The following is a 12562-nucleotide window of genomic DNA, read 5'->3' as shown; positions in this document are numbered from 1 at the left end:
TGGCGGGCGGGGCGGCGTCGTGCGGGCCCGCGGCGCCACCCCCTCGCGCGGGCGGGCCCGGCTGCGCATACCTGCTTGCGAGCGTATATACGACGCCGACCGCGCGTGCGAGGTTGTACGGATTGGACGATCGGATCTGCGGGTCCGGGACCGGCCCGCGCGGCTGCCCCTTCCCGGCTCGGCCGGGGGCTCCGTCCGGTGGGCCTCCGCGGCCCGTGCGCTGCCCCTCCGGTGGGCCCGTGCGACTGCCCGCCTCGGCCCGCCGACAGCGACTCCCCCGGCCCCGTCCGGCAGCAGCTCCTCCGGCCCCGTCCAACGGCCCCTTCCGCCCCGGCCGACGACCCTCCTCCAGCCTGTCCGCCCGGCACCCGGCACCCGGCACCCGGCGCCCGGCGCCCGCCGAGTCAGCCCGGCACCACCGACCCCCTCCGTCAGCCCGGCACTTAGGCGCCCCTCGTCAGTCCGGCGCCACCAAGCCCCTCCCCAGCCCGGCGCCACCAAGCCCCGCCGTCAGTCCGCCCCCGCCGCCCGTCAGTCCGGCGCCACCGACCCCTCCGTCAACCCGTCGTGCAGCCCCTGGACCAGCTGCTCGCCGAGCCGGGACGCCAGTCGCAACGCGCCTTCGAAGTCGGCCAGTTCGCGGAAGCGCTGCCCGTAGCGGCGCTGCTCGGCGAGTGGCAGCCGGGGCAGGTGCAGCCGGCGGACGTCGAGCCGGGTGGCGGTGGAGGCGTAGCTGCTGGCCTGCCGGGTGTTGGCGGTGCCCCGTAGGAAGCCGGCGAGGAACCAGGGGTCGAGGGCGGCCGGATCGGGCCGCAGCAGGGTGAGGTTGCGGCCGAGGGCGGCGCCGGCGGTGGCCGCGTCGACGACCCGGGCGACGGCGCCGCCGCCGAGGACCGGGACGACGACATCGCCCTCGCGGAGCAGCACCGCCTCCTCCGCGGGCCCGGAGGCGGGCGCTTCGGGGAGGGCGCCGGACGGGGCGCCGCCGCCGAGCACGTCATGGTCGGTGAGCACCGCGGGCGCCTCCCCGGCCTCCCGGCCGCCCTCGGGCGGGGTGGCGCCCATGAGCAGGGTGGTGCCCGTGCTCGTCGCCGCGGTGCCGGCACCGCCCGCGCGCAGCACCAGGGCGCCGGAGCGGGCGAGTTCGCCGACGGTGGTCAGCGGCCGGCGGGCGGTGCCGGCCGGGTCCGGGACGGTGTCACCGGCCGCGGGCCGCGGGGTGAGCTCCGTCGTACGGGCGAGGGTGGCGGTCAGCCGCTCGCGGACCCGGGCGAGTTCGGCGGGGCCGCCGGCTGCCGCGGGCGGCGGGAGGTGCCGGGCGGGGGCGAGATCGACATCGTCGTCGAGGAGGTCGATGGCGGCCAGCGACCGGCGGACGCCGGGCTGTTCCTCGATGCCGCCCTCGCGGTCGAAGGTCTGCCAGGCCTCGACGGCGGTGGCGTGGACGCTCTGCCAGTCGGGCCGGTCACGGCCGGCGGGGGTGCCGGTGGCGAGGTCGGCGGTGTCGACGACGAGGAGGTGGGGGGCGGGCGGCTGGCCGCCGCCGGGCTTGCGCAGCACCCACAGGTGCAGCGGGACGCCGTTGGGCGGGGCGGCGCCGGCGGGCAGCGCGATGACGGCACGCAGTGCGCCGCGGCGCAGCAGGTCGGCGCGGATCCGGCGGCCGGAGCGGCGGGAGGCGGCGGCGGGCGGCATGAGGAGGACGGCGGTGCCGCCCGGCCGGAGCCGGGCCAGCGCGTGCTGCACCCAGGCCAGTTCGGATTCGGTACGGGCCGGGAAGCCGTACTCCCACCGGGGGTCGTAGGCGAGTTCGTCATGGCCCCAGTTGCGCTCGTTGAACGGCGGGTGCACCAGGACGGCGTCGGCGGCGAGCTCCGGGAAGGCATCGGCGCGCAGGGTGTCCGCGGCGCGGACCCGGACGGGGGCGCCGGGGGCGCTCAGGGCGAGGCGGAGCGCGGTGAGCGCGGCGAGGTCGGGATCGGCTTCCTGGCCGTGCAGGGTGACGGGGGCGTCGGGGGCGCCGGCCTGCGGTGCGGTGGCCTGCGGTGCGGTGGCGCCCGCACCGTTGCTCCCGTCAGCGGTCTGCTGCCCGGCGCGCTCCTGGGCGGCGGTCAGCAGTGCGCCGGCGCCGCAGGCCGGGTCGAGAACGCTGCCCAACGGTCCGCCCGAGGCGGCCAGTTCGGCCATCAGCGCGGCCGGTCCCGGTGGGGTGAGGGTGTACTGCCGGGGGTTGGCGTCCAGGTGACGGCCGAGCAGGAAGGTGTACGCCTGGGGGGCGCCGTCCGCGGCCGCGAGGTCACCGGCGGCCCGCACCAGCGCGGCGGACGGAGCGAGTGCCTTACGGGTCAGTCCGCGTACGGGGTGCTCCGGGCCGAGCCGGGCGGCGAGGACGGCGTCGAGCATCGCGGGGAGTACACCGGTCAGTTCGGCGTCGTCGGCGGCGGTGCGCAGCTGCTGCCAGACCGCGGGCCGTTCATGGACGAGCAGCAGGACGGCGCCTGCCTGGCGCAGTGCGGTCGCGGTGCCGGCCGGGTGCCCGACGAGCTGCTGCCAGACCCGTTCACGGAGCGGGACCTCGGCGAGTTTGCCCTGGTCGCGCAGCCATTGCTCGATCTCGCGGAGGGCGAAGGCGGGGCTGGTCTCGGTGCCGCCGACCGGCTTGGGGAAGTCCGCGTGCCGGCGCCGCCAGTTACTGACGGCGGCCCGGCCGACCCCGGCGAGCCTGGCGATACCGGCGGCGGTGACCTCGGCGCTGCCGACGGTCACCCCGGCCGTGCTGCCCGTCGCGTTGTCCGGCGATGCGTTGTCCGGCACCTGGCTGACTCCCATCCGTGGCCCCCGACCGCTGTGTCGGCAAGCATACCCAGCAGCGATACACCTGCCCCTTCACAGCGTGAACTACTCACCTTCATCCATTCATGTTGACTCGGTTCACAGCCTCTGCTCTTATTGACCCATCGCTTCGGCAGCACTTGATTCGAGCGCCCGGAAGGGGCCCCTTCGCATGTCTCAGCAGATGCACTACCAGCCCGCACCACAGGGGCCCACCGGCGCTCCGGCCCCCCAGGCGGCCCGCAACGGGCTCGGTGTCGCCGCCCTGATCCTCGGCATCATCGGCGCGCTCAGCGGCATCCCGATGATCCTGTTCTGGCTCGCCGGACCGCTCGGCGTCCTCGCCCTGATCTTCGGCCTGGTGGGCCTCAGCCGCGCCAAGAAGGGCCAGGCCACGAACAAGGGCGTGGCGGTGACGGGCACGATCCTGGGCGCCCTCGCGATCGTCCTGGCGGTCGTCGGCGTCATCGTCACCGTGCTGGCCGTCAACAAGGCGGTCGACGAGGTGCACAAGCAGGTGGAGCAGAGCTCCGGCCAGCCGAAGAACGGCTCCGGCCAGAGCGCCAAGGACCTCGGCCCGGGCGAGACGGCGAAGTACAACAACGGCGTCCAGGTGTCCGTCTCCAAGGCGGCCCCCTACACCGTCGACCCGAGCACCGTCGTCAGCGGCCACACCCAGGGCAACAAGGCCTACAAGCTCACCGTCACGATCAAGAACACCGGCAGCAAGACGTTCGACAAGCCCCTCGTCCAGACCAAGGCCCGGGTCAACGGCAAGGAGGCCGAGGAGGTCGACGACGACAAGCACGGCATCCTGCACCACGACTTCGGCAACGCGATCAGCCCCGGCGAATCCGCCAGCGTGGAGATGGTGTTCGACGCGCCGCCGACCGCCAAGCAGCTCGATGTCGAGGTCACGCCGGACCTCCTGCTCGACGCCGTGAGCTGGAAGCTGGCCCTCTGAGCCACCGGCTCCCCTCCCCGCTCCGGACCCCGGCCCGGCACCGCGACCCCGCGGTGCCGGGCCGGCGGCCGTCCCTCCCCGGGAACGCACCGACCCGGGACCCCGTCTGACCCACTGCCGGACCGGCCGTCGCAGCGCAGCGGCCACCGGGCGGACCGGTCAGCCAGTTCGAGTATCTTTTCGGGCACGGGGAGAGTGAGGATCCGCATGGACACGGCCGCAGCAACGGCTGGGGGCGCCCCCGGACGGATTCTGGGAGAGGACCGCGGCACGGTGCCGCCGCCCCGGACCGCCGGGCCGGCCGCCGCCGCGACCACGACCACCGACGCACCACCGGCCCGGCCCGGCCGGCTGCGGCACACCGCCGACCGGCTGCGGACCCGGACCGCGCCCCTCCGCGCCCCTCACCTGGACCCCTACTGGACCGCCGGGTTCTTCTTCATCGCGTTCGCGCTGGTCTCCCTCTGCCGGTTCCGCACCATGTCCATCTCCTCCTGGGACCTGGGCATCTTCGAACAGGCCGTACGGGGCTACGCGCACTTCCAGGCGCCGATAGTCGACCTCAAGGGCCCCGGCACGAACATCCTCGGCGACCACTTCAGCCCCGTGCTGATCGTGCTCGCCCCCCTCTACCGGGTGTTCCCCTCCCCCGTGACCCTGCTGACCGCGCAGGCCGCGCTGTTCGCGCTGTCCGTGCTGCCGGTCACCCGCGCCGCCGCCCGCCACCTGGGCCGCGTCCCGGGCCTGGCCCTCGGCATCGCCTACGGCATGTCCTGGGGCATACAGAAGGCCGTCGACTTCGACTTCCACGAGATCGCCTTCGCCCTGCCGCTGATCGCGTTCGCGCTGGAAGCGGTGTTGCGCGGACGGTGGACCACGGCGGTCTGCTGGGCCGCGCCCCTGGTGCTGGTCAAGGAAGACCTCGGGGTGACCGCGGCCACCATCGGCGCGCTCGCCCTGATACGCACCCGCCGGGCCAGCCCCCTGGCCATCGGCCTGGTCGCCTTCGGCATCACCGCCACCGCCGTCACCCTCGGCCTGCTGATACCCGGCTTCAACGGCTCCGGCTCATACGACTACTGGACCAAGTTCGGCGCCGACGGCGGCGGCGCCACCATCCCCCTCGACGACGCCCTCCGCACCACCCTGTGGGTCCTGCTCCCCACCACCGGCCTGCTCGCGCTGCGCTCCCCCCTCCTCCTGGTCGCACTGCCCACCCTCGGCTGGCGCTTCCTCTCCCACGAGCCGCACTACTGGGGCACCGACTGGCACTACAACGCCGTCCTGATGCCGGTCGTCTTCCTCGCACTGATCGACGCCCTGCCGCGCATACGGGTATCGGCCCGCCCCTGGCTCCGCTCGTACGCCCACCATCTGCCGGCCGCCGTCCTGGCCGCGGCCCTCGCCCTGACCGCCAATCTGCCGCTGTCCCGGCTCACCGAGGCCGCCACCTATCGCACCCCGCCGAACGTCACCGCCGACGAGAAGCTGCTGGAGCGCATACCCGACGGCGCGACCGTGGAGTCCGACATCCGGCCGCTGAGCCGCCTCACCCACCGCACCCAGGTCTTCTGGATCGGCGACACGGGTGGGCTGTCGCCCGACTATGTCGCCGTCCAGCTACGCCAGGACCGCACCCCGCGGCAGGTACTGGCGGAAACCACGGCCCGCCATCCCCACTCCACGTATGTGGTGCTCGGCGACACTGCGGATCTCCTGGTCTTTCGCCGCACCTCTGCGAAGTAGTTTTTCGGCCCACGTTGTCGTCTGCGGCGCCGCGCCGCCTCCGGCGGGGGGGTGGGGGTGTTTGGGCGGGGGCCGCGGTTGTTGGTGGTGATGCCGGGTTCGGTCCTCCGGGGGTGGGTTTCCGGACTGCTTCGCTTTACGTCCGGAAACCCACCCCCTCCGGCCCGCCCCCTCCCGCCCGGATGGCGACCCCCGTCCGGTGGGGGAAATGTCAAAGACCAGTAGTGCGGCCGCACCGTGGCGCGGCCGAGCTACTGGTCTTTTGCATTCTTCACCCCCACCGGGGTGGGGTCCTTCAACGGCGGGAGGGGGCGGGGCCGGAGGGGTGGGTGTTCGGACGTAAAGCGAAGCAGTCCGAACACCCACCCCGGAGGCCCCGCACCCGGCACCCACCACAAACCAGGGGCCCCACCCCCACACACCCCTCCCGCCGACAGGCGAAAACAGGCACGGCGGGCCACCCGACAACGTGGGAAGCGGGGCTACGAGCCCAAAATGGTGGAGAGGAACTCCCCTGTCCACGCGAGCAGCTCGCGCCCAACCACCGGCTTGCCGCCGATCTTCCCCGTCGTCGGCCGCGGTACAAGGATTTGCTGGGTGGCCGGCTTGAGGACCGTACGGGGGTGGAGCCGCTTGAGCCGCAGTTCCTGGGACTCGCGCAACTCCACGGGGCCGAAACGGACGTTGGTGCCCTGGAGGGTGATGTCGGAGACCCCGCATGCGCGGGCCAGCATCCTCAGGCCGGCGACCAGCAGCAGGTTCTCGACGGGCTCGGGCAGCTTGCCGTAGCGGTCGGTGAGTTCCTCGCGGACGGCCGCGATGTCCTCCTCGGAGGAGGCGGAGGCGATGGCGCGGTAGGCCTGGAGGCGCAGCCGCTCGCCGGGCGCGTAGTCGTGCGGGACATGCGCGTCCACCGGGAGTTCGATCTTGACCTCCAGGGGCGGCTCCTCCTCCACGCCGCCTTCGAGGGAGGCCCGGTAGTCGGCGACCGCCTCGCCGACCATACGGACGTAGAGGTCGAAGCCGACGCCGGCGATATGGCCGGACTGCTCGCCGCCGAGCAGATTGCCCGCGCCGCGGATCTCCAGGTCCTTCATGGCGACGTACATACCGGCGCCCATCTCGGTGTGCTGGGCGATGGTCGCCAGCCGTTCGTGGGCGGTCTCGGTGAGCGGCTTCTCCGGCGGGTAGAGGAAGTAGGCGTAGCCGCGTTCCCGGCCGCGGCCCACCCGGCCGCGCAGCTGGTGGAGCTGGGAGAGGCCGAAGTTGTCGCCGCGCTCGACGATCAGGGTGTTGGCGTTGGAGATGTCGATGCCGGATTCGACGATCGTCGTCGAGACCAGCACATCGAACTTCTTCTCCCAGAAGTCGACGACGACCTGCTCCAGTTGGGACTCGCCCATCTGGCCGTGGGCGGTCTGGATGCGGGCCTCGGGGACGATCTCGCGGAGCCGGGCGGCGGCCTTGTCGATGGACTCGACCCGGTTGTGGATGTAGAAGACCTGGCCCTCACGCAGCAGTTCACGCCGGATGGCCGCGCCGATCTGCTTCTGCTCGTAGGGGCCGACGAAGGTGAGGACCGGGTGGCGCTCCTCGGGCGGGGTGGTGATCGTCGACATCTCCCGGATGCCGGTGACCGCCATCTCCAGGGTGCGGGGGATGGGGGTGGCGGACATGGTGAGGACGTCGACGTTGGCGCGGAGCTTCTTCAGCTGCTCCTTGTGCTCGACGCCGAACCGCTGCTCCTCGTCGACGATGACCAGGCCCAGGTCCTTGAACTTGGTCTCGGAGGAGAACAGCCGGTGGGTGCCGATGACGAGGTCGACGGAGCCCTCCCGCAGCCCTTCGAGGACGGCCTTGGCCTCGGTGTCGGTCTGGAAGCGGGACAGCGCCCGGACGTTGACCGGGAACTGGCCGTAGCGCTCGGTGAAGGTGCCGAAGTGCTGCTGCACGAGGAGGGTGGTCGGCACCAGGACGGCGACCTGCTTGCCGTCCTGGACGGCCTTGAAGGCGGCGCGGACCGCGATCTCGGTCTTGCCGTAGCCGACATCGCCGCAGATGAGGCGGTCCATGGGGACCGACTTCTCCATGTCCTCCTTGACCTCGGCGATGGTGGTGAGCTGGTCGGGCGTCTCCGCGTACGGGAAGGCGTCCTCCAGCTCGCGCTGCCAGGGGGTGTCCGGGCCGAAGGTGTGGCCGGGCGCCGCCATCCGCGCGGAGTAGAGCTTGATCAGGTCGGCGGCGATCTCCTTGACGGCCTTCTTGGCACGCGCCTTGGTCTTGGTCCAGTCGGCGCCGCCCAGGCGGTGCAGCGTCGGAGCCTCGCCACCGACGTACTTGGTGACCTGCTCCAGCTGGTCGGTGGGGATGTAGAGGCGGTCGCCGGGCTGGCCGCGCTTGGCCGGGGCGTACTCGACGAGGAGGTACTCACGGGTGGCGCCCTGCACCGTGCGCTGCACCATCTCGATGTAGCGGCCCACCCCGTGCTGCTCGTGGACGATGAAGTCGCCGGCTTCCAGGGTGAGCGGGTCGATGGTCTTGCGGCGGCGGGCCGGCATCCGGGCACCGTCCTTGCCGGCCGCCTTCTGGCCGGAGAGGTCGGTCTCGGTGAGGACGGCGAGCCGGAGCGAGGGGTCGATGAAGCCGTTGTCGAGGGAGCCGCAGGAGACATGGACGACGGACGCGGCGATGTCGGCCAGCTCGGCGTCCAGGCGGGCGGGGATGCCCTCGCCGCCGAGGACCTCGACCGTGCGGGCGGCCGGGCCGTGCGCCTCGGTGAGGAAGACCGTGCGCCAGCCGTCCGCGAGCCACTGCTTGGTGTCGGCCAGCGCCCGCTGGGTGTCGCCGCGGTAGGTGTCGGGGGCGTGCATGCCCAGCTTGAGGGTGTCGCCGTCGGCCGCCAGGTCCTCATCGGCCGCGAACGGGCTGACCGACCACCACAGCATCCCCAGTTCACGCGCCCGGTCCCGGACGTCGGCGATGCCCCACAGGGAGGCCGCGCCGACATCGATCGGGGCCGCTCCGCCGTCGGCCGGCTGTCCGCCGCCCGCGCCGTTCATCGCGGCCGCCGCCCAGGACGCCTGGAGGAACTCCTGGCTCGTGGCCACCAGATCGGCGGCCCGGGTCCGCACCCGCTCCGGGTCGCACACCACGGCCATCGAGCCCTTGGGCAGCACGTCCAGCAGCAGCTCCATGTCGTCCACCAGGACCGGAGCCAGTGACTCCATGCCCTCGACGGCGATCCCCTCGGCGATCTTGCCGAGCAGCTCGCCCAGCTCGGGATGCTGCTCGGCGAGCGCCGCGGCCCGCTCCCGTACCTGGTCGGTCAGCAGCAGCTCCCGGCACGGCGGCGCCCACAGCCCGTGTTCGGCGACCTCCAGGGACCGCTGGTCGGCGACCTTGAAGTAGCGGATCTCCTCGACGTCGTCGCCCCAGAACTCGACCCGGAGCGGGTGCTCCTCGGTCGGCGGGAAGACGTCCAGGATGCCGCCGCGGACCGCGAACTCGCCGCGCTTCTCGACCAGCTCCACCCGTGCGTACGCGGCCGCCGCCAGACCGTCGACGATCTCTTCGAGGTCGGCGGTCTCCCCCGTGCGCAGACTGACCGGCTCCAGGTCACCGAGGCCCTTGACCTGCGGCTGGAGCACCGAGCGGATGGGGGCGACGACGACGGAGACGGGGCCGGCCGTGGGGTCGTCGTCGCGCGGGTGGGCGAGCCGGCGCAGTACCGCGAGGCGGCGGCCGACGGTGTCCGAGCGCGGAGAGAGCCGCTCGTGCGGCAGCGTCTCCCAGGACGGGAACTCCACGACGGAGTTGTCCTCGCCGGCCGGCATCAGGCTGCGCAGTGCGGCGGCGAGGTCCTCGGCCTCCCGGCCGGTGGCGGTCACCGCGAGCACCGGGCGGCCGGCCTGCCGGGCGAGCGCGGCGATCGCGAAGGGGCGGGCGGCCGGCGGCCCCACCAGATCCACCTGGTGGCGGTGCCCGTCGGTCGCGGCCTGCACCGCTTCGGCGAGCGCTGGGTCCTTTGCGACGACGTCGAGCAGACCAGTCAGGCTCATGAGAAGGTTCCGTCCCAGCGAGGCGAACAACGCAGCAGCCCGACACGTCTCACGGGCCGGGGTTGCCAAGCGTACGCCCGCCCACCGACAGCCCGGGCCGGAAGCCGGGGACGGCGCCCTCGCGCCCCCGTGCCACCTGGCTTCGCGGTTCCGTACCCCCCGCTCCCATGGAAGGGTGCACCCTACAAGGACCTCAGGAGGGGGCACGGTGAGCGGAAGCACGCGACGTACCGGAGACAGTGGCACGCTGCGGGCGCCGGCCCCGCCGCCCACGGGCCCGCCGCCCCGCCCCGTCGTCGCCGCCCTGATGCTCGGTATGGCGCTGGCCGCGCTCGACTCGACGGTCCTCGCCACCGCCGTCCCGCAGATCGTCGGCGACCTCGGCGGCTTCGCCGTCTTCTCCTGGCTGTTCTCCGGCTATCTGCTGGCCGTCACCGTCACCCTGCCGGTCTACGGCAAGCTCTCCGACACCTTCGGCCGCAAGCCCATCCTGATCACCGGCATCGTGCTCTTCCTCGTCGGCTCGCTGGCCTGCGCCGGCGCCTGGGACATGGCCTCGCTGATCGCCTTCCGGGTCGTGCAGGGCCTGGGCGGCGGTGCTCTCCAGGGCACCGTCCAGACCATTGCCGCCGACCTCTACCCGATGAAGGAGCGCCCCAGGATCCAGGCCCGGCTCTCCAGCGTCTGGGCCACTTCGGCGGTCGCCGGGCCCGCCCTGGGCGGACTGCTCGCCGCCTACGCGGACTGGCGCTGGATCTTCCTGGTCAATCTGCCGGTGGGCGCGGTCGCCCTCTGGCTGGTCGGGCGGCACTTCACCGAGGCGCAGCGGAGCCGGCCGGGTCCCGGTGCCCGCCCGCGGGTGGACTGGCCCGGCGCGCTGGCGATCTTCGCCTGCGGTGGGCTGCTGCTGACCGCCCTGGTGCAGGGCGGAGTGGCCTGGGCCTGGCTCTCCACCCCGTCACTGCTGCTGTTCGCCGGCAGCGCGGGGTGCGCGACGGTCACCGTCCTCATCGAACGCCGGGCCGCGGAGCCGATCATTCCCGGCTGGGTGTGGCGCCGCCGCACCATCTCCGCCGTCAACCTCGCGCTGGGCGCCCTGGGCCTGCTGATGGTCGCCCCGACGGTGTTCCTGCCCACCTACGCCCAGTCGGTGCTGGGCCTGAGCCCGACCGCGGCCGGCTTCGTGCTGTCGGTGATGGTGCTGAGCTGGCCGGTCTCGGCCGCCCTCAGCAGCCATGTCTACAACCGGCTCGGCATCCGCCGCTGCGCGATGCTCGGCATCGGCGCGGCCGGCCTGGTCCTGCTCGCCTTCCCCGTGCTGCCCTACCCCGGCGCCGCCTGGCAGCCCGCGCTGATCATGCTGGCGCTCGGGGCGGCCCTCGGCCTCTTCCAGCTCCCGCTGATCATCGGCGTGCAGTCCTCCGTCGGCTACCGGGAGCGCGGCACCGCCACCGCCTCCATACTCTTCTGCCGCCAGGTCGGCCAGTCGCTCGGCGCCGCGCTCTTCGGCGCCCTCGCCAACGCCACCCTCAACGACCGCCTCGCGCACGCCCCTTCGGGTATCCGCCCCGGCCTGCCCGACGACCTCGACGCGGTCTCCCGCGCGCTGGAACACCCCGACGGCCTCACCGCACAGGCCACCGACTACCTCCGCCGCGCCGTCGACACCACGGTCGACCACGTCTACCTCGGCGCCGCGGCAGCCGCCGGGCTCGCGCTGCTCGCCCTGCTGCTGGCACCGCGGCACTTCCCGGTGCACACGGACTCGGGCGGCACGGGCGAGGGCAGCGGAACGGGCGACGGCACGGGCACGGGTGAGGGCACGGGCAGGCAGGACGGGACCTGACCGGAAGACCGGCGTCCGGGCGGTGGCGTGGCCGTCCGTCAGGCGCCCGCGCCGCCGCCCGCGCGGGGCAGTTGCGTCTCCAGGGTGTCCTCCGCGTCCGGGCCGACGGCCTCCGCGGCATCGGCTTCCCGCCCGCCGCCCGGCGTCCCGTCGTCCTCGTCCGGTGCCGGTGCCTTCCCGGTGAGCGCGGCCAGGCTGTTGCGCACATGGGTCATATGGGTGCGGACCTCTTCGCGCTGCGCGTCGTGCTCCCGCAGGATCCGTGCCGTGGTGCGCTCGATGCGCTCCACCTCGGCCTCGGCCTGGGCCAGCAGACCGGCACCGCGGTCCTCGGCGTCCTCCTGACGGTGCCGGGCGGCCTCCTCGGCCTCCGCGTAGAGCCGCTCGCTGTCGGCGCGGGCGGCCTTACCGCGGGCGTCCAGCTCCGCGACGAGCCGGTCGGTCTCCGCCTCCCGCTCCGCGATCTCCCGCCCGGCCGCATCCCACTCGTCGGCCTGCCGCTTCTCCTGGTCGCGCAGCAGCTGCGCGGTCCGCCGGTGCACCTCCGCCAGCTCCGCGGCCGCCTCCTCCCGGAGCTTCCCGGCCTCCTCGGTCGCCACGGTCACCAGCTCCGCGGCCTCCCCCCGCGCCGCCTCCCCCGTACGCCGGGCCCGGGTCTCCGCCTCGTCGCGCCGCGCGTCCGCCGCCTTGCCGGCCGCCTCCCGGACCTCGTCCGCATACACCGCGGCCGCTTCCCGGATCTCCTCGTCCGCCTGCTGTGCCCCGGCCCGCAGCCGCGCCGCCTCGGACTCCGCGGTCGTCAGGATCAGCCGGGCGTCGCTGCCGAGCGAGGCATACGTCTGCGGCGGCAACTGCGCCACCCGCTCTTGCAGTTCGGTGAGTTCGGCCGCCATCTCGTTGGACAGGACCGTGAGCCGCGCGGCGCGCTCCCAGCAGGAGTCCCGGTCGACCGAGAGCCCCTCGACGCGCCGGTCCACGTCCTCCGGCCGGTAGCCACGCCCTCGTACGGTCTCGAACCCGTGAGGCGAAACCGATGCACTCATCCTCAAGCCCCTCTCCGCCGCGCGGCCGTCGTGCGATCCGCGGCCTTCCGCGCTCTTTCGCATGATTGTGTGC

At 73.6% G+C, this 12562-nt stretch carries 6 protein-coding genes; 3 read left to right on the top strand and 3 right to left on the bottom strand.

Going from position 1 to position 12562, the window contains the following annotated elements:
* Positions 1 to 531: 531 nt before the first annotated feature.
* On the bottom strand, positions 532 to 2766 hold the full coding sequence (locus TU31_RS19825) for an N-6 DNA methylase (protein WP_042156692.1): 2235 nt from the start codon (positions 2764 to 2766) through the stop codon (positions 532 to 534).
* Positions 2767 to 3004: 238 nt separating this feature from the next.
* Between TU31_RS19825 and TU31_RS19820 the strand changes: the two genes are divergently transcribed.
* Positions 3005 to 3796, top strand: coding sequence for a DUF4190 domain-containing protein (locus TU31_RS19820; RefSeq protein WP_042156388.1), 792 nt, complete (start codon positions 3005 to 3007; stop codon positions 3794 to 3796).
* 207 nt (positions 3797 to 4003) lie between these two features.
* Positions 4004 to 5542, top strand: a complete 1539-nt coding sequence (locus TU31_RS19815; RefSeq protein ID WP_042156386.1) for a DUF2079 domain-containing protein — start codon at positions 4004 to 4006, stop codon at positions 5540 to 5542.
* A gap of 482 nt (positions 5543 to 6024) precedes the next feature.
* Here TU31_RS19815 and mfd read toward each other — a convergent pair whose 3' ends face one another.
* On the bottom strand, positions 6025 to 9600 hold the full coding sequence (gene mfd, locus TU31_RS19810; RefSeq protein WP_042156385.1) for a transcription-repair coupling factor: 3576 nt from the start codon (positions 9598 to 9600) through the stop codon (positions 6025 to 6027).
* Positions 9601 to 9808: 208 nt separating this feature from the next.
* Here mfd and TU31_RS19805 point away from each other — a divergent pair, with 208 nt between their 5' ends.
* A complete protein-coding gene (locus TU31_RS19805) occupies positions 9809 to 11446 on the top strand; it encodes an MFS transporter (RefSeq protein ID WP_042156383.1) in 1638 nt (545 codons plus the stop codon).
* 38 nt (positions 11447 to 11484) lie between these two features.
* Here TU31_RS19805 and TU31_RS19800 read toward each other — a convergent pair whose 3' ends face one another.
* Entirely contained in the window at positions 11485 to 12489 is a 1005-nt protein-coding gene (locus TU31_RS19800) for a coiled-coil domain-containing protein (RefSeq protein ID WP_042156381.1), read from the bottom strand.
* Positions 12490 to 12562: the final 73 nt, after the last annotated feature.

The organism is Streptomyces lydicamycinicus, assembly GCF_000829715.2.
Taxonomy (GTDB): Bacteria; Actinomycetota; Actinomycetes; order Streptomycetales; family Streptomycetaceae; genus Streptomyces; species Streptomyces lydicamycinicus.
The sequence above is the reverse complement of the archived record's forward strand: the minus strand, read 5'-3'. Positions and strand labels throughout refer to the sequence as shown.